At 73.7% G+C, this 24,104-nt stretch carries 24 protein-coding genes and 1 other RNA gene; 13 read left to right on the top strand and 12 right to left on the bottom strand.

Annotated features, from left to right (window positions below; translation table 11 throughout):
- The first annotated feature begins 47 nt into the window (after positions 1–47).
- Genes B7C62_08310 through B7C62_08300 form a run of 3 tightly spaced genes read left to right on the top strand, consistent with a single transcriptional unit; the run spans position 48 to position 3,012 of the window.
- Positions 48–905: a 3-alpha,7-alpha,12-alpha-trihydroxy-5-beta-cholest-24-enoyl-CoA hydratase gene (locus B7C62_08310; GenBank protein ARF72276.1), complete on the top strand. Its 858-nt coding sequence runs from the start codon at positions 48–50 to the stop codon at positions 903–905.
- A gap of 48 nt (positions 906–953) precedes the next feature.
- Positions 954–2,030, top strand: coding sequence for a Zn-dependent alcohol dehydrogenase (locus tag B7C62_08305; GenBank protein ID ARF72275.1), 1,077 nt, complete (start codon positions 954–956; stop codon positions 2,028–2,030).
- 34 nt (positions 2,031–2,064) lie between these two features.
- Positions 2,065–3,012 (top strand): 3-oxoacyl-ACP reductase, encoded by a 948-nt coding sequence (locus B7C62_08300; GenBank protein ID ARF72274.1) that lies wholly within the window; start codon positions 2,065–2,067, stop codon positions 3,010–3,012.
- Between the two features lie 72 nt (positions 3,013–3,084).
- Here the strand turns inward: B7C62_08300 and B7C62_08295 are convergent, their stop codons facing one another.
- Positions 3,085–3,267, bottom strand: coding sequence for a hypothetical protein (locus tag B7C62_08295; protein ID ARF72273.1), 183 nt, complete (start codon positions 3,265–3,267; stop codon positions 3,085–3,087).
- A 126-nt stretch (positions 3,268–3,393) separates the two neighbouring features.
- Positions 3,394–4,746, bottom strand: a complete 1,353-nt coding sequence (locus B7C62_08290) for a hypothetical protein (GenBank protein ARF72272.1) — start codon at positions 4,744–4,746, stop codon at positions 3,394–3,396.
- A 260-nt stretch (positions 4,747–5,006) separates the two neighbouring features.
- Between B7C62_08290 and B7C62_08285 the strand changes: the two genes are divergently transcribed.
- The 5 genes from B7C62_08285 (at position 5,007) to B7C62_08265 (ending at position 9,889) form a co-directional block, all read left to right on the top strand.
- Positions 5,007–6,035, top strand: a complete 1,029-nt coding sequence (locus B7C62_08285; protein ARF72271.1) for an ABC transporter substrate-binding protein — start codon at positions 5,007–5,009, stop codon at positions 6,033–6,035.
- 159 nt (positions 6,036–6,194) lie between these two features.
- A complete protein-coding gene (locus B7C62_08280; GenBank protein ARF72270.1) occupies positions 6,195–7,031 on the top strand; it encodes a Nif3-like dinuclear metal center hexameric protein in 837 nt (278 codons plus the stop codon).
- Positions 6,953–7,771 (top strand): hypothetical protein, encoded by an 819-nt coding sequence (locus B7C62_08275; protein ID ARF72269.1) that lies wholly within the window; start codon positions 6,953–6,955, stop codon positions 7,769–7,771. Before B7C62_08280 ends, B7C62_08275 begins: the two co-directional genes overlap by 79 nt.
- Positions 7,771–9,084 (top strand): bifunctional RNase H/acid phosphatase, encoded by a 1,314-nt coding sequence (locus B7C62_08270; protein ID ARF72268.1) that lies wholly within the window; start codon positions 7,771–7,773, stop codon positions 9,082–9,084. Before B7C62_08275 ends, B7C62_08270 begins: the two co-directional genes overlap by 1 nt.
- Positions 9,085–9,100: 16 nt before the next feature.
- Positions 9,101–9,889, top strand: a complete 789-nt coding sequence (locus B7C62_08265) for a hypothetical protein (GenBank protein ARF72267.1) — start codon at positions 9,101–9,103, stop codon at positions 9,887–9,889.
- A 22-nt stretch (positions 9,890–9,911) separates the two neighbouring features.
- Here B7C62_08265 and B7C62_08260 read toward each other — a convergent pair whose 3' ends face one another.
- Entirely contained in the window at positions 9,912–10,562 is a 651-nt protein-coding gene (locus B7C62_08260; protein ARF72266.1) for a keto-deoxy-phosphogluconate aldolase, read from the bottom strand.
- 63 nt (positions 10,563–10,625) lie between these two features.
- The gene (locus B7C62_08255; protein ID ARF72265.1) at positions 10,626–11,426 is read right to left on the bottom strand and encodes a hypothetical protein; all 801 of its coding nucleotides are present in this window, start codon (positions 11,424–11,426) and stop codon (positions 10,626–10,628) included.
- 342 nt (positions 11,427–11,768) lie between these two features.
- Between B7C62_08255 and B7C62_08250 the strand changes: the two genes are divergently transcribed.
- On the top strand, positions 11,769–13,196 hold the full coding sequence (locus tag B7C62_08250; protein ARF77044.1) for a ribonuclease II: 1,428 nt from the start codon (positions 11,769–11,771) through the stop codon (positions 13,194–13,196).
- Here B7C62_08250 and B7C62_08245 read toward each other — a convergent pair.
- Together B7C62_08245 and B7C62_08240 are read right to left on the bottom strand one after the other, a co-directional pair.
- Positions 13,147–13,851 carry a hypothetical protein gene (locus B7C62_08245; protein ID ARF72264.1) on the bottom strand — a complete coding sequence of 235 codons (705 nt, stop codon included), beginning with the start codon at positions 13,849–13,851 and terminating at the stop codon, positions 13,147–13,149. The genes B7C62_08250 and B7C62_08245 overlap by 50 nt on opposite strands.
- Complete coding sequence (locus B7C62_08240; protein ID ARF72263.1) at positions 13,839–14,594, bottom strand: MerR family transcriptional regulator; 756 nt, start codon at positions 14,592–14,594, stop codon at positions 13,839–13,841. Before B7C62_08240 ends, B7C62_08245 begins: the two co-directional genes overlap by 13 nt.
- A gap of 187 nt (positions 14,595–14,781) precedes the next feature.
- Between B7C62_08240 and B7C62_08235 the strand changes: the two genes are divergently transcribed.
- Together B7C62_08235 and rnpB are read left to right on the top strand one after the other, a co-directional pair.
- Entirely contained in the window at positions 14,782–15,351 is a 570-nt protein-coding gene (locus B7C62_08235) for a hypothetical protein (GenBank protein ID ARF72262.1), read from the top strand.
- Between the two features lie 50 nt (positions 15,352–15,401).
- Positions 15,402–15,811: RNase P RNA component class A (gene rnpB, locus B7C62_08230), an RNA gene on the top strand.
- Between the two features lie 4 nt (positions 15,812–15,815).
- Here the strand turns inward: rnpB and B7C62_08225 are convergent.
- The 3 genes from B7C62_08225 to B7C62_08215 form a co-directional block, all read right to left on the bottom strand.
- Complete coding sequence (locus tag B7C62_08225; protein ARF72261.1) at positions 15,816–16,508, bottom strand: hypothetical protein; 693 nt, start codon at positions 16,506–16,508, stop codon at positions 15,816–15,818.
- Between the two features lie 262 nt (positions 16,509–16,770).
- Entirely contained in the window at positions 16,771–17,673 is a 903-nt protein-coding gene (locus tag B7C62_08220; protein ARF72260.1) for a glycosyl transferase, read from the bottom strand.
- Positions 17,674–17,749: 76 nt separating this feature from the next.
- Positions 17,750–18,304 (bottom strand): GNAT family N-acetyltransferase, encoded by a 555-nt coding sequence (locus B7C62_08215; GenBank protein ARF77043.1) that lies wholly within the window; start codon positions 18,302–18,304, stop codon positions 17,750–17,752.
- Positions 18,305–18,662: 358 nt separating this feature from the next.
- On the opposite strand from B7C62_08215, the gene B7C62_08210 reads away from it, so the two are divergent.
- Positions 18,663–19,688: a hypothetical protein gene (locus B7C62_08210; GenBank protein ID ARF72259.1), complete on the top strand. Its 1,026-nt coding sequence runs from the start codon at positions 18,663–18,665 to the stop codon at positions 19,686–19,688.
- Between the two features lie 67 nt (positions 19,689–19,755).
- Here B7C62_08210 and B7C62_08205 read toward each other — a convergent pair whose 3' ends face one another.
- The 3 genes from B7C62_08205 to B7C62_08195 all read right to left on the bottom strand — a co-directional run bounded on the left by B7C62_08205 (position 19,756) and on the right by B7C62_08195 (position 22,132).
- Positions 19,756–20,610 carry a phenazine biosynthesis protein PhzF gene (locus B7C62_08205; protein ARF72258.1) on the bottom strand — a complete coding sequence of 285 codons (855 nt, stop codon included), beginning with the start codon at positions 20,608–20,610 and terminating at the stop codon, positions 19,756–19,758.
- A 123-nt stretch (positions 20,611–20,733) separates the two neighbouring features.
- Entirely contained in the window at positions 20,734–21,213 is a 480-nt protein-coding gene (locus tag B7C62_08200) for a hypothetical protein (protein ID ARF72257.1), read from the bottom strand.
- Positions 21,214–21,376: 163 nt separating this feature from the next.
- Positions 21,377–22,132, bottom strand: a complete 756-nt coding sequence (locus B7C62_08195; GenBank protein ARF72256.1) for a 3-oxoacyl-ACP reductase — start codon at positions 22,130–22,132, stop codon at positions 21,377–21,379.
- 277 nt (positions 22,133–22,409) lie between these two features.
- Between B7C62_08195 and B7C62_08190 the strand changes: the two genes are divergently transcribed.
- Positions 22,410–24,101: an alkaline phosphatase gene (locus B7C62_08190; protein ARF72255.1), complete on the top strand. Its 1,692-nt coding sequence runs from the start codon at positions 22,410–22,412 to the stop codon at positions 24,099–24,101.
- Positions 24,102–24,104: the final 3 nt, after the last annotated feature.

Here is a 24,104-nt window from a genome sequence, read left to right as displayed (position 1 = left end):
GCGGACAGCCGCACCGAGGTCTCCCGTCCTCAAGGAGCGGCTTCGCCATGCCCATCGATGCCCGAGCGGCCCTCGCCGCCGACCCCCGCCGAGCCGAGATCGCCTGGAACCACAAGGACGTCCAGCTCTACCACCTGGGCCTCGGCGCGGGCATCCCCGCCACCGACCCGGACGAGCTGCGCTACACCCTGGAGTCCCGGCTCCAGGTGCTGCCGAGCTTCGCCACGGTCGCGGGCGCCGGGACGGCCGCCTTCGGGGGCATGGGCGCGGACGGCATCGACGTGGACCTCGCCGCCGTCCTGCACGGCGGCCAGTCCGTCCGCGTCCACCGCCCGATCCCCGTCACCGGCCGGGCCGTGCAGACCTCGAAGGTCGCGGCGGTGTACGACAAGGGCAAGGCCGCCGTCATCGTGCTGCGTACCGAGGCGTACGACGACGAGGGGCCGCTCTGGACCAACGACGCCCAGATCTTCGTACGGGGAGAGGGCGGGTTCGGCGGCGAGCGCGGGCCCTCCGACCGGCTCGCCGTGCCCGACCGGGCGCCGGACCGCACCGTCGAGCGCCCGATCCGCGAGGACCAGGCGCTGCTGTACCGGCTCTCCGGCGACTGGAACCCGCTCCACGCGGACCCCGCCTTCGCCAAGCTCGCCGGTTTCGACCGGCCGATCCTGCACGGGCTGTGCACGTACGGCATGACCCTGAAGGCCGTCACCGACACCCTGCTGGACGGTGACGTGTCCCGTATCGCCGCCTGCCGCACCCGTTTCGCCGGAGTGGTCCTCCCCGGCGAGACCCTCCGTATCCGGATGTGGGCGGCCGGGGACGGCCGCGTCCAGGTGACGGTCACCGCCGCCGAACGGGACGACGCACCCGTCCTCGCCGACACGCTCGTCGAACACTCCTGAACCCGGCAACACCCTTTCTTCGCAGCCGATCCGAGGGGAGCCCCACCCATGCGCGCAGCCGTCCTGCACGAAATAGGCCAGGAGAAACTGGAGGTCCTCGACGACGTCGAGGCGGTGGGGTTCGGCCCCGGAAAGGTCAGGCTCCGCATCCGGGCCACCGGGCTCTGCCACTCCGACGTTTCCGCGATGAGCGGCATCCTCCCGCAGCCCGCCCCCTTCATCCCCGGCCACGAGGGCGCGGGCGAGGTCGTGGACGTCGGTGACGGGGTGAGCGGCCTCAGCGCCGGGGACCGGGTCCTCGTCTGCTGGCTGCCCGCCTGCGGGAGCTGTCCGTCCTGCAGGCGGGGCCAGACCCAGCTCTGCCTGGCGGGCTTCATGAACGCGGGCACCCCCAACTTCAAGCGCCCCGGCGGCGATGTCTTCGGCTTCGCGGGCACCGGCACCTTCACCGAGGAGGTCGTCGTCGGCGCGGGCTGCGCGGTGCCGATCCCCGACGACGTACCGTTCGACATCGCCGCCCTGATCGGCTGCGGGGTCACCACCGGCCTCGGCGCGGCCATCAACACGGCCCAGGTGGAGGCGGGTTCGTCGGTCGCCGTCATCGGCTGCGGCGGCGTCGGCATCTCCACGATCCAGGGCGCCCGGGTCCGGGGCGCCGCCCAGATCGTCGCCGTCGACCCGGTCGCCTCCCGCCGCGAGGCCGCCCTCCGCTTCGGCGCCACCGAGGCCGTCGACCCCGGCGGACTGGCCGACGCCAAGCAGCGCGTCACCGGCGGCGAGGGCTTCGACTACGTCTTCGAGGTCGTCGGCAAGTCCGCCACCGCCCGCACCGCCTACGAGCACACCCGGCGCGGCGGCACCCTCTGCGTCGTCGGCGCCGGGGCCATGGACGACCACTTCCAGGTCAACATGTTCGAGCTGTTCTTCGACGAGAAGCGCATCCTGCCCTCGATGTACGGCGGCGGGGACGTGCTGCGCTCCTACGAACGGGCCATCGCGCTCTGGCGGGCGGGCCGGATCGACCTGGAGTCGATGATCACCCACCGGGTCCGGCTGGAGGAGATCAACGACGCCCTGGACCAGATGCGCACCGGAGAGTCGCTGCGTACCTGCATCGAACTCTGAACCCCGCCCGCAAGAAAGGAAGCCGAGGACCGCGATGTCACTTCCCCGCCCGCTGGACGGGCTCTCCGCGATCGTCACCGGCGCCGGCCGCGGCCTCGGCCGCGCCGAGGCCCTCGAACTGGCCCGGCTCGGCGCGGCCGTCGTCGTCAACGACTTCGGACAGCCGGGCCGCGACGGCTCGGGCGAGGCGTCCGCCGCGCCCGCCGAGGAGGTCGCCGCCGAGATCCGCGCGGCGGGCGGCCGGGCGACCGCCCACGTCGGAGACGTGGCCGACCACGAACAGGCCCGGGAACTGGTCGAGTCGGCGATCCGTACGTACGGCAAGCTGGACATCCTGGTCAACAACGCGGGCATCCTGCGCGACCGGATGATCTTCTCCATGACCGAGGACGAGTGGGACACGGTGATCCGGGTCCACCTCAAGGGCCACTACAACACCACCCACTTCGCCGCCGCCCACTGGCGCGCCCGCTCCAAGGAGACCGGCGGCCCGGTCCACGGGCGGATCGTCAACACCTCGTCCGAGGCGTTCCTCGCGGGCTCGGCGGGGCAGCCCAACTACGCGGCGGCCAAGGGCGGCATCGTCGGGCTCACCACCTCCACCGCCCTGGCGCTGGCCAAGTACGGCGTCACGGCCAACGCCATCTGCCCGCGCGCCCGGACCCGGATGACCGAGGACGTCTTCGCGGGCTTCCAGGAACCGGCCGACGGCACCCTCGACGCGCTGGCCCCCGAGCATGTCTCCCCGCTCGTCGGGTACCTCGCCTCACCCGCCGCCGCCGGGGTCAACGGGCAGCTGCTCGTCGTCCACGGGGGCATGATCGCGATCGTCGAACGGCCCAGGGTGGCGGCCACGTTCGATGCGGCGAAGGAGACGTTCACCTTCGCCGAGCTGGACGAGCTGATCACCCCGTACTACGCGGACCGGCCGCGCGGCGAGACCTTCGCGGCGGCCGAAGTGCTGGGCCTCAAAAGGGAGTAGGGAGCGATGAGAGGGGCCCGGTACGGCAGGTTCTGCCGTACCGGACCCCTCTCAACCGCTGTTGCTCACACCTCAGGCCGCCCTGGACTCCTCCTGGGCGGACTGGGCGGGCCTGCGGTGGCGGCCGTGCGGCTGCGCCGACGTGCTCTCCATCGACGCACCCCCTCGGTGCTTTCCGGAACCGCCGGTCCCGGCCCCCTCCGCGTCGCCCCCCGGCGTGCGCGGTGTGGTCGTGTCGGTTCGGGTTTCAGACATGTGGGAAGTCACCCCGTTGTGATCGCTTACCTGTGTCGCACGTACGTGTTCGCAAGCCCCGCCGCCGTCCTCCGACGCGGTCACCGTCGGCGCCCCGCCGGTACGGCCGCGTAGCCGGGACCGAGTTTATCCAGGTGACGCCGTGCGGTGTCCGGCCGGTGAGGCCGTTCGGTGCAGAGGCGCCTGCCCCAGCGGAACGGGCTTGCACACGGCAGGAGGGGCGATCGCGGCGGACGGTTCCGTTCCGCCCGTACTGCCGTCCGTACCGCCGTTCGTCATACCGTCCGCACCGCCGTGACCGCCGGTCCCCGGGAGCGGTCCGTCGTCGGCCGGGGCGTCGAGCAGGGCCACACCGCAGGGCGTCCCCGTGTTCGCGTACGGGAGGTGCAGCACCCCGTCGCCGCTCCAGTACCCGGCCCCCGCCGCCCACCCCTCCGGCGCCGCGAACTGGTGCAGCCGCCGCCCCTGCGGACGCCAGACCCCCACCCAGCTCCCGGCCGCCCCGTCGATCCGCAGGGCGACCGCGCAGCTCTCCGGCATCAGCATCTGACCGGGCTGCACGGCGAACGGCGTCACCGCCACATCCGCCGGACGCAGACACTCCGGGAAGCGCACGGGCAGACAGCTGCCGAGCACGCCCCAGCCGAGCCGGTCGTGGCCCGGCGCGTCCGAGCGCAGGAGCAGCAGCCCGCTGTCCGCGTCGGCCAGCAGCAGCCGGTCGTTGCTCTCCGGCGTGATCTGGAGCAGCGGCGTCACCTCGCCGTTCCGCTCCAGGTCCACGGCGACCGCCTTGACCGGCCCGCCGCCCGGCAGCCGCCGGTCCAGGGCCAGCATCCGGCCCGCCCCGTCCAGCCAGGCCCCGCCGGAGCAGTGCCCGGGGATCTCCGCGACCAGCTCCGGCCCGAAGGCGCCACCGGCCACCAGCCACAGCAGCGAGGAGTGCTCGCCGGGGGAGAGGGCGTACACGCTGGAGCCGTCCGGCGCGGGCGGCAGCAGCGTCATCCCCTCGCACTCGACCGCGCCGAGGGCCAGCTCACCGGTGCCGGGCCCGGTCGGGTAGAGCAGCGAGAACATCTGCCGGTCCGCCACCCGCCGCCGGATCAGCACCCGCCCGTCGGCGAGCGGCACCACCTGGGCATCCGGCTCCTCGGGCTGGTGGAGCGGCAGCGGCACCGCGTAGGGCTCAGGCCCGTCCAGCGTCCACCGCTCCGGGTACCAGGCGCGCTCGCCCGGCGGCCCGGGCGCCGCCGTCAGCCGGGCCCCGTAGGCACCGTCCGCGGTGAGCGTGAAGGCCCCGGGGGCGTGCGACGCCGCGCTCCAGGGGATGGCCGGATCGGCGTGGGACACCTCGCTCCAGGGGATGGCCGGATCGGCCGGGGCCGCGCCGACGGGTTCCTCCGGCTCGCCGGACTCTTCGGGACCGGGTTCCGCCGTCGTGGCGGCCCCGGCGGTTCCGCCCTCGATGGCACAGGCAGTCATGGGCTCGTCACCTCCGGCTACGAAAGCTAGTTTTCGCACTTCCAGCCGAACAACACGAGCCACCTCACTTCACACATAAGGGTGGCAATGCCCGGATTCTCCTGAGCGGGAGGGGGTGAGTGTGCTGGCGGGGGTGCCGGTGCCTAGGGTCTTTCGTTTGGATCGAGCCCGGCATGATCCAAACGAGAGGCCCTAGGGTGAGGCGGCCCCCATCGAGCAGGCGTGCCCCGCGCACGTACGCGCACCAGCAGGAGCAAGCGATGTCCCCTCGGTCCCGCGGTACCGCCGCAGTCACCCTGGCGGTCGCCGCCGCCCTTTCCCTCCCGGCCTGCGGGAGCGGGGACACGGCGGACGGGGACGGGGGAGGTGACCGGAAGGCGGCCGTCGCCACCGGGGGCAAGGACTTCGCGGACGCGGCGCGGAAGACGGCGGCGTACGGCACCGAGGTTGAGCCCGGCGCGTTCCCCCGGACCATCACCCACGCCATGGGGAAGAGCGAGCTCAAGGCCCCACCCCGGCGCGTGGTCGTCCTGGACGTCGGCGAGTTCGACAACGTGGTGTCCCTCGGCCTGAAGCCGGTCGGCTACGCGCCCGGCGAAGGTGACGCGGCCATCCCCTCGTACCTGAAGAAGGAGGCGGGGAACCCGAAGAGCGTCGGCACGATCAACAGCCTCAACCTCGAAGCGATCGCGGGTCTGAAGCCGGACCTGATCCTCGGCAGCCAGCTGCGCGCGGCGGACAAGTACGACGAGCTGTCCAAGATCGCCCCGACCGTCTTCTCCATCCGCCCGGGCTTCACCTGGAAGGAGAACTTCCTCCTCAACGCCCAGGCCCTGGACCGCACCGAGCGGGCCCACTCGGCGCTGGCCGCGTACCAGGCGAAGGCGGAGAAGCTCGGGAAGGACATCGGCGCCGACAAGCCGACCGTCTCCATGGTCCGCTACCTGCCCGACCGCCTCCGGCTCTACGCCCGGGCGTCGTTCATCGGCACGATCCTGGAGGACGTCGGTCTGCCCCGCCCGGAGAACCAGCAGATCGACGACCTCGCCACCGAGATCAGCCCGGAGCGGATCGACGAGGCGGACGCCGACTGGATCTTCACTGGCGTCTACGGCGACCCGAAGGCGACCCAGCGCGACACCGCCCGGTCCAGCCCGCTGTGGAAGAAGCTCGACGCGGTCAGGGAGGGCCGGGCGAAGGACGTCTCCGACGAGACCTGGTACCTGGGCCTCGGGGTCACCTCCGCCGGGCTGGTCCTGGACGACCTCCGCGCGAACCTGGTGAAGTAGCCCGGTTCCGCGCGAACCCGGTGAGGAGCCCCTTCCGTGCGGGCCTGGGAGTGACGAAGCGCGCAGGTGAAGTAACGATTCGTGCCCGGCCGCCGGTCCCGGCGTACAGGTCCGGCGGCCAGGGGCGGCGGGCCGTGCCGGACAGGTAGCCTTTCCCCCGTGCCCCGTCTGTCTGAAGTCATCGCCGCCCTCGACGCCCTCTGGCCCCCCGAGCGGGCCGAGGGGTGGGACGCGGTCGGGACGGTCTGCGGCGACCCGGACGCCGAGGTCGACCGGGTGCTGTTCGCCGTCGACCCCGTCCACGAGATCGCCGACGAGGCCCTGAAGCTCGGCGCCCAGCTGATCGTCACCCACCACCCGCTCTATCTGCGCGGGACGACGACGGTCGCCGCCGACACCTTCAAGGGCAAGGTCGTCCACACGCTCATCAAGCACGACATCGCGCTCCACGTCGCGCACACCAACGCCGACACCGCCGACCCCGGCGTCTCCGACGCCCTCGCCGGAGCCCTGGACCTGCGGATCACCGGCCCCCTCGTACCGGACCCCACCGACCCCGAGGGCCGCCGCGGACTCGGCCGGATCTGCGAACTGGACCACCCCGAGACCCTGGCCGACTTCGCCGCCCGGGCCGCCGCCCGGCTCCCCGCCACCGCGCAGGGCATCCGGCTGGCCGGTGACCCGGAGGCGCTCGTACGCACCGCCGCCGTCAGCGGCGGCTCCGGCGACAGCCTCTTCGACGCCGTGCGCGCCGCCGGGGTCGACGCCTTCCTCACCGCGGACCTGCGCCACCACCCGGCGTCCGAGGCCGTGCAGCACTCGCCGCTCGGCCTGGTCGACGCCGCGCACTGGGCCACCGAGTGGCCCTGGTGCGAGCAGGCGGCCGCGCAGCTCGACGCGCTTTCCGACCGCCACGGATGGGACCTGCGGGTCCATGTCTCGAAGCAGGTCACCGACCCCTGGACCACCCACCATTCCTCTGGAGCCCCCAACTGAACGCCGCGCCCGCCGACCAGATCCGACTTCTCGACGTCCAGGCCCTCGACACCCGCCTCGCCCAGCTCGCCCACAAGCGCGCATCGCTGCCGGAGCACGCCGAGATCGAGCAGCTCAGCAGCGACCTCGCCCAGCTCCGTGACCTGCTGGTCGCCTCCACCACCGAGGAGAGCGACACCAGCCGCGAGCAGACCAAGGCCGAGCAGGACGTCGACCAGGTGCGCCAGCGTGCCGTCCGTGACCAGCAGCGTCTGGACTCCGGCGCGGTCTCCTCGCCCAAGGACCTGGAGAGCCTCCAGCGCGAGATCGCCTCGCTCGCCAAGCGCCAGGCCGACCTGGAGGACATCGTCCTGGAGATCATGGAGCGCCGCGAGTCCGCCCAGGAGCGGGTCGCCGAGCTGACCGAGCGGGTCTCCGCCGTCCAGGCCAAGGTCGACGACGCCACCGCCCGCCGTGACGCGGCCACCGCCGAACTGGACGCCGAGGCCGCCACGGTGGCCAAGGACCGCCAGGTCGTCGTCGAGGTCATCCCCGCCGACCTGCTGAAGCTGTACGACAAGCTCCGCGCCCAGCAGGGCGGGGTCGGCGCCGCCCGGCTCTACCAGCGCCGCTGCGAGGGCTGCCGCCTGGAGCTGAACATGGCCGAGGTCAACGACGTGAAGTCCGCGTCCCCCGAGACGGTGCTGCGCTGCGAGAACTGCCACCGCATCCTGGTCCGCACCTCGGAGTCGGGCCTGTAATGAGCGCTGTCCGCCGGCTGGTGGTCGAGGCCGACGGCGGCTCCCGGGGCAACCCGGGGCCCGCCGGTTACGGCGCGGTCGTCCTCGACGCGGCGACCGGCGAGACCCTCGCCGAGGCCGCCGAGTACATCGGTGTCGCGACGAACAACGTCGCCGAGTACCGGGGCCTGATCGCCGGTCTGACGGCCGCGAAGGCGCTGTTCCCGGAGACGGACCCCACGGACCTCAGGGTCCACGTCCGGATGGACTCCAAGCTGGTGGTCGAGCAGATGTCGGGGCGCTGGAAGATCAAGCACCCCGACATGAAGCCGCTGGCGGCCCGGGCCGCCGCTCTGCTGCCGCCGTCCTCGGTCACGTACGAGTGGATTCCGCGCGCCCAGAACAAGCACGCCGACCGGCTCGCCAACGAGGCGATGGACGCGGGGCGCGAGGGCAGGCAGTGGGAGGCGTCCGCCTCCACGGCCGAGCTCGACGCCCCCGCGCGCACCCCGCTCCCTGACCGGGGCCCGCCCGGTGACGCGGCGGCGGGAGCGGCGAGGGCCCGTGCGGCGCCGGCGGCGGCGCGGGGCGGGGCTGATACCGGGACGCTGTTCGAGGTCGACGCTCCGGAAGAACCCGCGCCCGCCGACGTGACCGCTGTGGCCGCCACCCCGGCCCCGCAGGTCGGCTGGGCCGCCGCCCCCGACCTCGGAGCGCCCGCCACCTTCGTCCTGCTCCGGCACGGCGAGACGGCGCTCACCCCCGAGAAGCGGTTCTCCGGCAGCGGCGGCACCGACCCCGAACTCTCCGCCACCGGCCGCGACCAGGCCGCCCGGGCCGCCGCGCACTTCGCGGCCCTCGGCACGGTCCAGGAGATCGTCAGCTCACCGCTGCGCCGCTGCCGCGAGACCGCCGCCGCCGTCGCGGACCGCCTCGGCCTGGACGTCCGCATCGAGGACGGCCTGCGCGAGACGGACTTCGGCGCGTGGGAGGGGCTGACGTTCGGGGAGGTACGTGAGCGGTACGGGGACGACCTGACCGCCTGGCTCGCCTCGCCGGACACCGCGCCGACGGGCGGCGGCGAGAGCTTCACGGAGGTCGCGGCCCGGGTCGCGACCGCCCGGGACCGGCTGACCGCCCGGTACGCGGGCCGCACGGTCCTGCTCGTCACCCACGTCACCCCGATCAAGACGCTGGTCCGGCTGGCGCTGGAGGCCCCGGCGCAGGCGATGTTCCGGATGGAGCTGTCGGCGGCCTCGATCTCCACGGTCGCGTACTACGGGGACGGCAACGCCTCCGTACGCCTCCTCAACGACACCTCGCACCTGCGCTGACGGCCACGGGGCTTCGATGGACTGGGGGACGGGGCTGCTCGGCTTCGCCGCCGGGCTGCTGATCTCGGTGGTGACCGCCCCGGTCGGGGTGTCCGGGGCGGTGTTCCTGCTGCCGGTCCAGGTCAGCGTGCTCGGGGTGCCCAGCCCGGCGGTCACCCCCACCAACCTGCTCTACAACGTGGTGGCGGGCCCCGGCGCCCTGCTGCGCCACCACCGGAACGGCGGCCTCCGCGGCCCCCTGACCCGGCTGCTGGTCCTGGGCACGGTCCCCGGGGTCGTCGTCGGCGCGGTGATCCGGGTCTTCGCGGTGCCGGGCCCGTCGGTGTTCCGGCTGCTGATCGCGGTGCTGCTGCTCCCGCTGGGCGGCTGGCTCTGCCTCCGTACGCTGCACCGCGCCGCACGCACGAGGGCCCCGGGCCCGGAACCCTCGCCCCGGAGCATCACCCGCCTCGCCCTGGCCGTCGGGGTGGCGGGCGGGATCTACGGGATCGGCGGCGGCTCGCTCCTCGGCCCGATCCTCGTCGGGCGCGGGATGCCGGTCGCGAAGGTGGCCCCGGCCGCGCTGGCCGCCACCTTCGTGACCTCGGTCGTGGGCGCGGGGACGTACGCGCTGCTCGCCCTGACGGTGACCGGGGACATCGCCCCGTACTGGACACTCGGCCTGGCCTGCGGTCTGGGCGGACTCTGCGGGGGATACCTGGGCGCGCACCTCCAGCCCCGGCTGCCGGAGACCGCGTTGCGGCTGCTGCTGGGGGTGCTGGCGCTGGGGATCGGCGGGCTGTACGCGGTGCAGATCCTGGGCTGAGGCGCGCCGGCTTCTCGCGGGCTCAGGCCCCCAGCGCCGCCGCCTCCGCCGCGAGCCGGGCCACCCGGTCCCAGTCCTTCGCCGCCACCGCGTCGCCCGGAATCATCCAACTCCCGCCCACACAGGCGACGTTCGGCAGGGCGAGGTAGGAGGGCGCGGAGGCGAGGGAGATCCCGCCGGTCGGGCAGAACCGGGCCTGGGGGAGCGGGGCGGAGAGCGCCTTGAGATAGGCGGTGCCGCCCGCCGCCTCGGCCGGGAAGAACTTCATGTCGCTCACCCCGCGCTCCAGCAGGGCCACCACCTCGGAGGTGGTCGAGACACCGGGCAGGAACGGCACCCCGGCCTCCCGCATCGCCTCCAGCAGCGCGTCCGTCCACCCCGGGCTGACCAGGAACCGGGCGCCCGCGTCGACGGTGTCCCGTACGTGCTGCGGCGAGATGACCGTACCGGCCCCGACGACCGCCCCCGGCACCTCGGCGGCGATGGCCCGGATGGAGTCGAGCGCGGCGGGCGTCCGCAGGGTCACCTCGATCGCCGGAAGCCCGCCCGCCACCAGCGCCCGCGCCAGCGGCACCGCGTCGGCCACGTCGTGCAGGACGACGACCGGGACGACGGGGGCGAGATCCAGTACGGAGGTGTCGGAGGGGGCGGCGGGCGGCAGGGAGGAGGTCATGGGCCCATCCTGCCGCCCCGGGGCACCTGCTGCAACGCCCGTTGCGTCAGGTGCAACACGCCCTCAGTGGATCTCCGTCACCACCACATCGAGCGACCAGGGCCGCCCGGCGCGCGCGGGGGCCTCGGCCTCCACCACGTACCCGAGATCGCGCAGCGCATCCACCAGCTCCGCCGGGTTCTTCGGCCGGGCTCCCGCCGACAGCAGATCGCGGACCAGCCGCCCCTTGGTCGCCTTGTTGAAGTGGCTGACGACGGACCGCTTCTCCACCCCGTCCACGATCTGCGACTGGAGCACCCGCACGCTCGCGGTCCGCGCGGCGACCTCACCCTTGGGCTTCCACGCGGACGCGTACGCGGCGGACCGCAGATCCAGGACGAGCCCGTCCCCGGCGGCCTCGGGCAGGACCGTCTCCATGGGCGTGCGCCAGTACGCGCCGAGCGCGCCGAGACCGGGGAGCTTCACGCCCATCGAGCAGCGGTAGTGCGGAATCCGGTCCCCGATCCGGACCGCGCCCCAGAGCCCGGAGAAGACCAGCAGCGACTTCGCCGCGCGGCGCCGGGCGTCCGCGTCGAGGGAGGCCAGACCGAGGGCGTCGTACAGCACCCCGGTGTACAGCTCCCCGGCCGGCCGGGTCCCGGCGGTCCGCAGCTCCGCGTTCTTCCCCACCTCGCCCCGCAGCCCCACACTCAGCCCGAGCACCTCGCGGGCCTTCTCCTCGTCCGCCTGGCACAGCTCGACCAGCTCGTCCAGGACCGCCGCCCGCCCCTCGGCGAGCCCCGGCAGCGACAGCGCCTCCGGCTTCAGGGGAGCCCCGCGCCCCGAGGCGGCCTTTCCTTCGGAGGGCGGCAACAGCACGAGCACGGCGGTTCTCCTTCGTACGCACGACAAGCGGGGCCCGGTCCGCGTGCGGGCTTCCCGGGTCCCCCGGCAAGGGTACGGGGACGGGGCGGGGCCACCGGTACGGTCCCGGAGCGTGCGGGCCTCGCGATGACCGCTTCCGGACGGCGTACGGGGACGGGTCCCGGTGCCTCCACGGCGTCGGGCTGCCGTGCTCCCCGGTTCGGCCCCTGCCCCCGCTCGGCCCCCGGTGCCGCACAGCATCAGCTGCCCCCGCCCCCGGCGCCGTACGGGCACGGACGCGCCCCGGATGCCGCCTCCCGCCCTCCGGCCTACGCTCGGTCCATGCCCCGCCGCCACCTGCGTATGACCGGAGCGGCCGACTGTTCGCTCGGGGCCGCCCTGCGCGACCTGCGGACCGAACTCGACCTGCCCGCCGCCTTCCCCGCCGAGGCGATGGCCGAGGCGGAGGCGGCCGTACGGGACCCGGACCTGTCGGCCCACGAGGACGCCACAGACCTCCCCTTCCTCACCATCGACCCACCCGCGTCCACGGACCTGGACCAGGCGATGCACCTGGAGCGCCGCCGGGACGGGCGCGGCTACCGGGTGCACTACGCCATCGCGGACGTCGCCGCCTTCGTCCGGCCGGGCGGGGCGCTCGACGCGGAGGCCCACCGCCGGGTCACCACCCTCTACTTCCCCGACGACCGCGTCGCCCTCCACCCCACCGTCCTCTCCGAGGGCGCGGCCAGCCTGCTCCCCGGGGAGGTCCGCCCGGCCGCGCTCTGGCGGATCGACCTGGACAGCGACGGGCGGGCCACCGCCACCGACGTACGCCGTGCCCTGGTCCGCAGCCGCGCCAAGCTCGACTACGCGGGCGTGCAGCGGCGGATCGACGCCCGTACCGCCGAGGAACCCCTCGCCCTGCTCCGGGAGATCGGACGGCTGCGCGAGGAACAGGAGCTGGCCCGGGGCGGCATCTCGCTCGACGTCCCCGAGCAGCAGATCACCGGCCACGACGGCGCCTACGGCCTCGCCTACCGCGCCCCGCTCCCCGCCGAGGCGTGGAACGCGCAGATCTCGCTCCTCACCGGGACCGCCGCCGCCCACCTCATGGCCGAGGCGGGCACCGGCATCCTGCGCACCCTGCCGACCGCCCCGGACGGGGCGGTGGCCCGGCTGCGGCGGTCCGCCCGCGCCCTGCGCGTCGACTGGCCGCACCACGTCCCGTACGCGCGGGTCGTCCGCTCCCTGAACCCGGAACTGCCCCACCACGCGGCGTTCCTCCAGGAGTGCACCACCCTGCTGCGCGGCGCCGGTTACACCGCCTTCGACCACGGCGACCTGCCCGACCCCGCCGTGCACGCGGCTGTGGCCGACCTCTACACGCACTGCACGGCCCCGCTGCGCCGCCTGGTCGACCGGTACGCCTCCGAACTCTGCCTCGCCGCGACCGCGGGGAAGGAGCCCCCGGAGTGGGTACGGGAGGCCCTCCCCGCCCTCCCGAAGGAGATGGCCGAGGGGACGCGCCGGGCGAACACCGTGGAGCGGGCCTGCGTCGACCTGGTGGAGGCGGCGCTGCTGGAGGGGAGGGTGGGCGAACTCTTCGACGCGTACGTGGTCGATGTCGGGGACCGGAACCCGGCCACCGGCACGGTCCACCTCCGGGACCCGGCGGTCGTCGGCCGGATCGAGGGCGGGACGGCCCCGCTCCCGCTGGGGGAGCGGCTACGGGTCCGGCTCACGCGGGCGGGCCCGGCGGCGAGGTCGGTGCTGTTCGCTCCGGCGTGAGCGGTGCGGCGCTCTCCATGAGCGCCGCCACCATCGCCCGCGGGTCGTCCGCGTGGAACCGGAGCGTCCGGGCGGTCCCGCGCCGCCCCAGCGGCCGTACGTACTCCACCCCTTCCGTCAGCTCCACCACCACCGTGGTCTGCCCGGCGACCACCAGATCGAGGCTCCCGTCCTCGCCGACCCGCACGATCCCGCTGCCCGAGTAGCACCGCTCGACCCGGACGGAGGCGATGACGGTGGCGGGCACCCGCAGATCGAACAGCGCGCCGTAGCGCAGCCGCAGCGAACCGTCGCGCTCCACCAGATGCGGCCGGGTCACGCAGCTCGCGTGCAGGGCGATGACGAACAGCACCCCGTACACGCCTGTCACCAGCAGGATCTGGTGGACCAGCGGCCAGGGGATCACCAGGGCCAGCACCACGGTCTCCAGGACGGAGACGAAGAAGAACACCCACATGGTCCCGGTCTGCGGTTCGGTGTACGGGAAGGGCCGCGCCCCCTCCGGAAGCCGGTGCCGACGGCGTACGGTCCAGAGTCCGAGGCTGTGCAGCGCCCGGAACTCGTGCGCCACCAGCCGCCGCACCACGACGGGCACCCCCCGGTCCACGGCCGAGGCCACCCGCGTACGCACGCGCCCCTCCCTCACTGCTCCCATGACGTCCTCCTTCGCATCCGTGCGGCCAGCGTCTCCATCACCCGGCGCACCACCTCGCGCTGCGCGGGCGGATAGTCGTCGAGCACTACCCGGCCCCACCCCGCCGCCGACGGCTCGCCCTCCGGGATCACCGCCAGGACCTCGTCCGGTACGGCGGCGGCGAGGTCGGCCGCCAGCGCGGGGACACGGGGGTCGTCCGCCGGGGCCCCGGCCAGTTCGTCGAGCCGCTCGTACAGCACCGCCACCCCGGGGTCGTCGGCCAGCGGCCGCAGCGCCGCGTACAGCTCGGCCCCTGCCCCGTCGCCCGCCGCGTCCAGCAACAGCAGATGCTCGCGGTCCTTCGCCGCGGCGGGGGACCCGGTGGCGGGCGCCCGTTCCAGCAGGGCGGCCAGGGCGGGGGAGAGCGGCCCGTCCGAGGCGGGCGGCGCCTCCAGCAGCGCGGCCAGCACCTGCCGCCGCTCGTGGATCTCCCGCTCCTGCCGGGCCAGGTCCGCGTCGAGCTCGCTCAGGACCTCGGCCAGCTCCCGCCCCGCGTCGTCCGCGAGCACGTCCCGTACCTCGTCCAGGGAGAGCCCGATCTCGGTCAGCCGCCGGATGCGGGCCAGCAGTACGGCATCGCGTACGGTGTACGCCCGGTAGCCGTTGGCCCGCCGGGCGGGTTCGGGCAGCAGCCCGATGTGGTGGTAGTGCCGGATGGCCCGGGAGGTGACTCCGACGAGCGCGGCGATCTCTCCGATACGCATGAGGCCAGGAGAAACCATGACGTCGCGGCAAGGTCAAGCACCGGCTTCGGCCGAGGGGCCCGGAGCCTTCCTCCACGTGGCATGGAGCTGTGCCACGATCGGGGGAAGAACTCCCCTCTCACGGACGGCTGGTCCCCCGATGTCCCAGTCTGGCAAGCGACCGAGGAAGGAGCGTGACATGACTGCCATGGCGCACGAGCCGCTCACGCAGGCGGAAGTCCTTCTGGAGGGCTTCCTGGCCCTGGACACGCCGGAAGGCTTCCGGGCGGAACTGATCGAGGGGGAGATTGTCGTGACGCCGCCGCCGGACGGGGACCACGAGGACTACATCGGGCTGATCGTGGACCAAGTGGCCAGGCGTGCCCGTACGCGGATGCAGTTCTCCGGGAACAAGGGCCTCAAGCTCCGCAGCGGCGGTGGCTGCCCGAAGAACCACGCCATCCCCGACGGTACGTTCGCCCCCCTTGAGCTGAGGCTTTTCCGTGGCGCCGACCCCTGGATGCCCTGCGAAGGCGTCGCCCTCGTCGTCGAGGTGACCTCCACCAAGCCCCAGTCCGACCGCGAGGCCAAGCGCCGCTGCTACGCGCGCGGAGGCATCCCGCTCCACCTCCTCATCGACCGGGACGCCGCCTCGGTGACGCTGTTCAGCGACCCGGAGGGCGACGACTACCGCCAGCACCTCACCATCCCGTACGGAAAGCCGCTCCCGCTCCCCGAGCCCTTCGGCTTCGACCTGGAGACGGCGGACTTCGGCTGAGGGACCCCGGTCGGGCCGCATCCGCGGCCCGTTAGGATGGGCGGAGCAGTCACGTCAGGCGGACGGCCGCGTGAGGATCTTTCGGGACCCTCCCGAGGAACGTCCGGGCTCCACAGGGCAGGGTGGTGGCTAACGGCCACCCGGGGTGACCCGCGGGACAGTGCCACAGAGAACAGACCGCCCGGGACCTCGGTCCCGGGTAAGGGTGAAACGGTGGTGTAAGAGACCACCAGCGCCTGAGGTGACTCAGGCGGCTAGGTAAACCCCACCCGGAGCAAGGTCAAGAGGGGCCGTCCCCGTCAGGGAGCGGCCCTGCGTGAACGTTCGAGGGCTGCTCGCCCGAGTTCACGGGTAGACCGCACGAGGCCGGCAGCAATGCCGGTCCTAGATGGATGGCCGTCTCCCCGGCCGCCGCGAGGCGACCGGGAGACAGAACCCGGCGTACAGCCTGGCTTGGCTGCGCATCAGCGAGAGGGGCCTCCGGCCGGACGGATCGTCCGCTCGGAGGCCCCTTCTCGCAGTGCGCGGCGGCGTCGGTGAAGCCGCCGTGACGAGAGACCGGCGAACCGGCCCGGCCGACGCCCTCCTCCGAGCGTGCCGCCGCGCTGCCTGACGGCCATGACCAGCGCGGACAGGGCGGAGACCGCGAGGCCGACGAGAACGGCCGCGTAGCCGGTCGCACCGGCTGCGCCGCCGAGGTAGCCCAGGCCGACGGCGTACGAGACGAAGACGAGCTCGGCCAGGCACGCGGCCCCCAGGAAGCGGCCGACGGTGAAGCCCGCGGGGGCGGCCACGAGCCCTCCCACGAACCGGCCGCCCGGCACGAAGCGGACGCCGATCACTCCGGGTGTCCCGTAGACGCGAAGGTGCCGCGTGATCCGCGTACGCACCTCGGGCCCGGCTCCCCGCCGTACGAACCGGCCCCGGGCGCGTGAGGCCAGCAGGGACCCGGCGGCGAAGACGGCCAGGTCACCGAGGACCGCGCCCACGAACGGCGCGGTGAGAACGAGCGGCACGCTCAGCCTGCCCGTGGCGGCGAGCGCCCCGGCGGTGGCCAGAACAGCGGCGTTGGGGACGAGGGGCAGGGCCATGACGAGGGCGAGCGCCGGATAGACCCATAAGGACTCCACCGGCATCGCGCTCAGCTCCGGCCCCATGGCCGTCCTCCTCGGTCGGTGTCGTACGGCCGCGGCGGGCGTCAGCGGCGGCCGGTGGACTCTCCGTGCATCAGGGTTCCGTGCATCGGGGCTCGGCGCACCAGGGCGCCGCCGAGTGGAGTGATGGAGTGCCGCATCGGAGAGCGCGCCTTTCGGGACTCGGTGGACGAAGTCCGACTCCCGAATGGTCCGCCGGGCCGATGGCGTCCGGGTTTACGGCAGCGGAATTCACGGCGTCCGCATGCAGGGCGCACCGGCGGCCTCAGATGACCGGCGGCCGTCCCAGCCGTGTCATCCGCCACACCGTCGACCAGCGCATCGGGCGCCGCTCCCCGCAAGGAGTGCGGACGCCCTCCGCGAAGCCGCCCGCCCAGGCGCGCAGGCCCTTCGCGTCGCGGGTGCGGGCCAGGGTGAGCAGGGTCCAGGTGGAGAGGTAGGCCGGGACCAGGGGGAGGGGGAGGTTGCGGCGGGCGAGCCAGACGCGGTTGCGGGCCGTCATCCGGTAGTAGACCGCGTGCCGGGCCGGGGACGTCTTCGGGTGCTGGAGCAGCAGCTCGGGGTCGTACTCCACCCGCCAGCCCGCGTCGAGCGCCCGCCAGGCGAGGTCCGTCTCCTCGTGGGTGAAGAAGAACTCCGCGGGCCAGAGCCCCGTCTCCGCCAGCATCTTCATGGAGAACGCGTGGCCGCCGCCGAGGAAGGCCGTCACCGGGCCGCCGCGCATCGGGTCGCCCGCCCGCAGCCGGGGCACGTGCCGACGCTGCGTCTCGCCGTGCTCGTCCGCGATCCGGAAGCCGACGATGCCGAGCCGGTCGTCGGCGGCGAAGTGGTCCCGTACCCGGCGGAAGACGTCCTTGTCGACCAGGAGCCCGTCGTCGTCCAGCTCGACCACCACGTCCACGTCACCGATCTCGGCGAGCCTGCGCAGCCCCTCGTTCCGGCCGCCCGGGCAGCCCAGGTTCTCCGGCAGCTCGATGGTGGTCACCCCGCCGTCGAGGTCCTCCAGGCCGGGGGTGGACGTGTAGTCCGGGAGGGCCGTCCCGTTGCCGATGATCACGAGCCGGGTGGGCCGGACGTCCTGCATCGCGACCGACGCCAGCAGCGCCTCGACCGCCTGCGGGCGGTCCCCCATGGTGACGATGGATACGCCGATGCGTGGTGCGGACAAGTTCGGTACTCCTGGGGCTCGGCTGCCGTGTGGTTGCCGGTCGGCGGCGGTGCCCGCGATCGTAACGCCTCGGTGTTCAGTCCGTGGCTACCGCCCGGCCATCCCCGGGCCCGTCGCTGTTCAGCAGCGCGTACACGGCCATGTCCCGGCGCTCGTCGCCCACCTGCTGCCAGCCGCGCAGCAGCCCCTCGCGCCGGTACCCGACGTCCTCGGCGATCCGGGCGGACGCGGCGTTCCAGGGTTCGACGAAGAGCTGGAGGCGGGGGATGCCGAGGTCACGCAGGGCCCACCCCGTCACCGTACGCAGGGCGGCGCGGGCGACGCCCTGGCCCCGGCCGGAGGCGACCATCCAGTACCCGATCGAGGCCCGGCCCTCCGGCAGGTCCCGCAGCCAGAGCCCGATGGCCCCCACCGGGCGCCGGTCCCGGGAGCGGACGATGGCGAACGGGTAGCCGGTGCCGGTGGCTGCCCGTTCCCACTGCTCGCGGACGAACGCCTCGGCGGCCCCGTCCGAGTAGGGGGCCGGGACCGTCGTGATGAGCGGGATGTACGGGTCCCGCGCGGCCTCGCGGATCAGCGGGAGGTCGCTCATCTCCCAGGGGCGCAGGACGAAGTCCGGGCCCGCGGACATGCTCGGCACGGTCAGCGGCCCGGGGCCGGACGGGGGGCCGGACTCGGCGTCGGAGCCTGCCCCGGTGTCGGTGCCGGGACCCTTGTTGGAGCCGGAGCCGGAGCCGGAGCCGGAGCGAGGGCCGGGGGCGGGATCGGCGTTGGTGTCGGGGGCGGGCCTGGCGGCAGGCTCGGGGTCAGCCATGTCCGTATCTTCCCGCGCCCGCCCCGGTCCCGCCCGTCGGCCTGCTTCCGCCGACGTCCCGCCCGTCGGCGTCCCCTACCTGGCTCCGCCCGTCGACACCGTTCCGGCTCCCGGCTGGAGACCGTCCCCCCGACCGGCTTCGCAGCGCCCCGCACCCCGTCGATAAAGTGCTGGAATGATATTCAGCAAGGCCGGGTTCGGGGGAGCGGTCGCGGACTTCGAGTCCGCGGTGGTGGCCCGGGACACCAAACGGTCCGGCAAGGCGTTCGTCCGGTTGCAGGAGACCTTCGGGCAGGCCAAGGAGGCGGAGCTGCTGGACGGTGGGCCGCGCCTCGCCGCCGTGCTGGAGCACGTTCCGGCTGGTCCCCGTGCCGTCGTCGCCGTACTTGTCGGGGCCTGCGTCGAACGCGGCGCCGACGCCGAGCGCTGCGCCCCCGACGTCCTGACCGGGCTGCGCGTGGCCCTTGAGGACGCCGTGGCGTTCGCCGAGGCGTGGGAGGCGACCGGCGGCGGGGCCTTTCCCGTACCGGGCGAGGGCGAGCCGGGCGAGGAGATCGTCGAGCGGACCGGGTTCGACGCGGCCGTCGGCTGGTGGACGCTGCGCCAGTGGGAGATGGCGGCCGTCGCGATGCTCAACCACCGGGCGGTACGGGCGGGGGCCGACGACCTCCGGGGCGGGCTGCTGCACCTGCTCACCGCCGTGGAGCAGGCGTCCGGCGAACCGTTCAAGTGCCTGGCCTACGCGCTCCTGGTGCTGGACGACGAACCTCTCGTCGCGCTCCACCGGACGAGCGGCACCGGCTACGCCCTGCGGTTCTCCGGCATCGGCGACACCTTCCAGCTGCACACCCTGCTCGCCGACGCGCTCATCGGCGGCGGCCATGTGGCGGGTCACGCGCCCTCGCCGCAGGAGGTCGCCGTCTGCCGCGAGACCCCGGGGCAGGTCGACACGGTGGGCTCCTTCGACCTGACCGCCCCGGACGGCGGCCGGCTGTGGAACGAGGGGAGCCCCTTCGACATCCCCGTGGTCGACGGCGTACGCCTGCTGGTGCTCGACGAGCCGTCCTACCGGCGCTCCTGGCCCGCGGGCCGCTTCTTCCCCGGCATGCGTGGCGACCTCATCCTGGAACGCGCCCTCGAACCGGAGGAGACGGAGCGCTGGTTCGCCCGGGTCTCCCCGGCCAAGGAGGTCACGGGCTGACCCCTCGGCCCCCGGGGGCCTGTCGGCTGACCCCGCAGGGGCCGTACGGCCGACCCACCAACCCCCCTCAGCCGATCCGGGCCCCCGTCCCGCTGACCCGGACCCGCTCCTCCCCGGCGTGCAGCTCGACCGTGAGGGTGCCGGGGCGGCCCATGTCCGTGCCCTGGTGCAGCGTCAGCACGGCGGCCTCCGGTACGAGCCCCAGCTCGCGTACGTACGCGCCGAAGGCGGCTGCCGCGGCCCCGGTCGCCGGGTCCTCGACCACCCCGCCCACCGGGAACGGGTCCCGGACGTGGAAGACCTCCGGCCCCTCGCGCCACACCAGTTGCAGGGTCGTCAGGTCGAGCCGGTGCATCAGCGCCTCGAGCCGCGCGAAGTCGTAGGCCAGGTCGGCCAGCCGCTCGCGGGTGGCGGCGGCCAGCACCAGGTGGCGGGCGCCCGCGTAGGCGATCCGGGGCGGCAGAGCGGGGTCGAGGTCGGCGGCCGGCCAGTCCAGGGCCGCCAGCGCCTCCGCGAGGTCCGCCGCGCCGATCTCCGTGATGTGCGGCACCACGCTGGTCAGGGTGGCCCGCAGTTCGTCGCCCTCCCGGACGACGGTGACCGGCACCCGGCCCGCGGCCGTGGCGAACTCCAGCGCGCCCGGCCCGTCCCGCTCGGCCAGGGCGATGGCGGTGGCGACCGTGGCGTGGCCGCAGAACGGCACCTCGGCCTTGGGGCTGAAGTAGCGGATGGTGTACGCGTCTTCGCCGGTCCGCTCCGTCAGGAACGCCGACTCGCTGTACCCCACCTCCGCCGCGACGGCGAGCATCCGCTCCTCGTCAAGACCCGACGCGTCCAGGACGACGCCTGCGGGGTTTCCGCCCCCGGGGTCGGCGGAGAAGGCGGTGTAGCGCAGGATCTCGGGCTCATGATCATGTGTCATGCGGCACCCTAACCCTGTGCCCCGCCCCCGCGCCGCGCACACTGTCCCGGCCCTTCCGGCCGGTCCGCGTACGGCTGCCGCAGTCCCCCCGAACCGCGGCAGCCCCATCGGTACGGCGACCGGTCAGTGGCAGTTCTTCTTGCCCTGGTTCGCCGGGGTCGACTTCTTCCAGGAGCAGGAGTCCTGGAGCTTCCCGTTCGGCTTGATCAGCCGGGCCTTGTCGCCGGTGTTGTTCCAGACGTACGAGCCCCGGTTCCAGTACACGGTGCCCGCCACGTTCTTGCCCTTGCCGGTACGGAGCTTGACGGTCTTGCCCGCGCCGATGGTGTAGCTGCCGAAGGTGTAGGTGTAACCGGTGTTGTCCTTCACCTTGAAGCCCTTGAGCTGGACCTTCTTCTTGCCGTTGTTGTGGATGTTGACCCACTCGGCGTTCAGGGACTTGTTCGACCGGTCGTCCTTGCCGGGGCCGTCGTACTGGACGGTCCCGAAGTGCAGCCCGCCCTGATGGGCGGCCGCCGTGGCCGGTGCCGCCGTGGCGAGGAGCGAGCCCGCCAGTGCGGTGGCGGCGGCCAGGGCGATCGGCGCAGCGGTGCGTATGCGCATGCGGTGTTCCTTCTGTGTCGTACTGGTGAAGGTCTTACGGGATGCGATCATACGGTCAGTACGCGCTTGCTCACCCAGGAGTGAAGAAATCCGCAAAATCGGCCATCCGGTGGCATGTTCCGACGTGAGCGATCACTTTCTGGCACCGGTACTCGGGGATCGCTCAACCCCGCCCCACGTACGGCATGTTCGTCGCCATGACCGTCAGGAACGGGATGTTCGCCTCCAGGGGCAGCTCCGCCATGTGCACCACCGTCCGTGCCACATCGGCCGCCGCCATCACGGGCTCGACCGCCAGCTCCCCGTTGGCCTGGAGGATGCCGGTCCGCATCCGCTCGGTCATCTCGGTCGCCGCGTTGCCGATGTCGATCTGGCCGCAGGCGATCCGGTACGGCCGCCCGTCCAGCGCCAGCGCCTTCGTCAGCCCGGTGACCGCGTGCTTGGTCGCGGTGTACGCGACCGAGTGCGGGCGCGGCGCGTGGGCGGAGATCGAGCCGTTGTTGATGATCCGGCCGCCCTGCGGGTCCTGCTCCTTCATCAGCCGGTACGCCGCCTGCGCGCAGAGGAACGCCCCCGTCAGGTTCACGTCCACCACCGCCCGCCAGTCCGCCGCGCCGAGCTCCTCCACCGGCACGCCCCCGGGCCCGAACGTGCCCGCGTTGTTGAACAGCAGGTCCAGCCGGCCGAACCGCTCCCGTACGGCGGTGAAGAGCGCGCCCACCGCGTCCTCGTCGGTCACGTCCGTGGTGACGCACAGCGCCTCCGGGGCCCCGGCCGCCGCGGCGGTCTCCGCCAGCGGCTCCGCCCGCCGCCCCGCCAGCGCGAGCGACCACCCGGCCTGCGCGAGGGCGAGCGCGACGGCCCGCCCGATCCCCGAACCGGCACCCGTGACGACGGCGACTTTCTGATCAGTGCTCATGGCCCGGGAGCGTACGGGAGGGCCCCGGCCGGGCGCCGGAGCGCCCCGGCGGCGGACGGGAGCGGCCCGGCGGTGGCGGGCGGGGGACGGCTTGGCATGGCTGGCGGCGGCGGACGGGAGCGGCCCATCCGCGTACGGCCGCGGAGGCCGGTGCACAGGGCACGGGGTGCTCATCGACCCGCCATGCGGATGTTGTGCACGCGACAACGGCGCGTCGCGCGCCGGGGCTGCTCTGGAGTCCGGCAGCATCCGGCACCATCCGGCAAGCGAGGGGCATATGACAGCCGCACAGACGTTCATGACGCCCGGTCAGGGTGTCCCATCGGACCGGCGTCCCCGGTCCGCCGAACTCCCCACCACCACTGCCCGGTTACCCCGGCCGGGCGGCCTGGGCCGCCGCCGCCTGCTCACCGGGGCCGGTGCCGTCGCCGCGCTCGCCTTCACCATGAACCTGCCCGCCGCCGGTACGGCGAGCGCCGCCGAACTGGACGCCCGCAGGATCACCGAGGACCCCTTCACCCTCGGCGTGGCCTCCGGCGACCCGCTCCCCGACTCCGTACTCCTGTGGACCCGGCTGGCCCCCCGCCCGTACGAGCCCGGCGGCGGCCTCCCCGCCTCCCGCGTCGAGGTGCGCTGGGAGCTGGCCCACGACGAGGGCTTCCGCCGCATCGCCCGGCGCGGATCGGCCACCGCCCACGCGGAGTTCGCCCACAGCGTCCGCGCCGACGTCCAGGGCCTCGCCTCCGGCCGCGCCTACTACTACCGCTTCCGCACCGGCAGCTGGACCAGCCCGACCGGCCGCACCCGCACCGCCCCCGCCGCCGGGACCCGTAACAGCTCCCTCACGCTGGCCGCCGTCTCCTGCCAGGCGTACCACGACGGGTACTTCACCGCCCACCGCCACCTCGCCGCCGAGGACGTCGACGTGGTCTTCCACCTCGGGGACTACCTCTACGAGTACGCCGTCACCGCCACCGGAGGCGCCCGCAACTACACCGACCGCCGCCTCCCCGCCCACTACAACCGCGAGACCATGACCCTGGAGGACTACCGGCTGCGGTACGCCCTCTACAAGTCCGACCCCGACCTGCGCGCCGCCCACGCCGCCCACCCCTTCGTCGTCACCTGGGACGACCACGAGACCGAGAACAACTACGCGGGCGAGATCCCCGAGAACGGCGTACCGCCCGAGGAGTTCCTGCTGCGCCGGGCCTCCGCGTACCGCGCGTACTGGGAGAACCAGCCCCTGCGCACCCCGCAGCGGCCCACCGGCCCCGACATGCGGCTCTACCGCCGCCTCACCTTCGGCCGACTCGCCCAGTTCGACATCCTGGACACCCGCCAGTACCGCAGCGACCAGGCGTACGGGGACGGCTGGCGCGTCCCGGGCCCGGAGTCCGAGGACCCGGCGCGGACCATGACCGGGGCCGCCCAGGAACGCTGGCTGATCGACGGCTGGCGCGCCTCGGACGCCACCTGGAACGTCGTGCCCCAGCAGGTCACCTTCGCCCAGCGGCGCGATGTGCCCACCGCCGCCTACAAGCTCTCCATGGACGCCTGGGACGGCTATCCGGCCTCCCGGCAACGCGTGCTGGACGGGGCGGAGTCGGCCGGGGTGGCGAACCTGATGGTCCTCACCGGGGACGTCCACGTCGCGCACGCCTTCGACCTCAAGAAGGACTTCGACGACCCCGCCTCCCGGACCGTCGGCACCGAGATCGTCACCACCTCCGTCTCCAGCGGCAAGGACGGCACGGAGCGGCCCGCCAACTGGGAGAACCGGACCCGCGCCAACCCGCACATGAAGTTCTACGACGGGCGGCGCGGCTATGCGCTGGTCACGCTGACGGAGACGGCGGCCCGCGCCGACTTCCGTACGGTGCCCGCGGTCACCACCCCCGGCGCCCCTGTCTCCACGGCCGCCTCCTTCGTCACCGAGGCGGGGAACCCGGGGCTCAGCCCCGCCTAGGAG

The organism is Kitasatospora albolonga (assembly GCA_002082585.1).
In the GTDB taxonomy this organism is placed as follows: domain Bacteria; phylum Actinomycetota; class Actinomycetes; order Streptomycetales; family Streptomycetaceae; genus Streptomyces; species Streptomyces stephensoniae.
The sequence above is the reverse complement of the archived record's forward strand: the minus strand, read 5'-3'. Positions and strand labels throughout refer to the sequence as shown.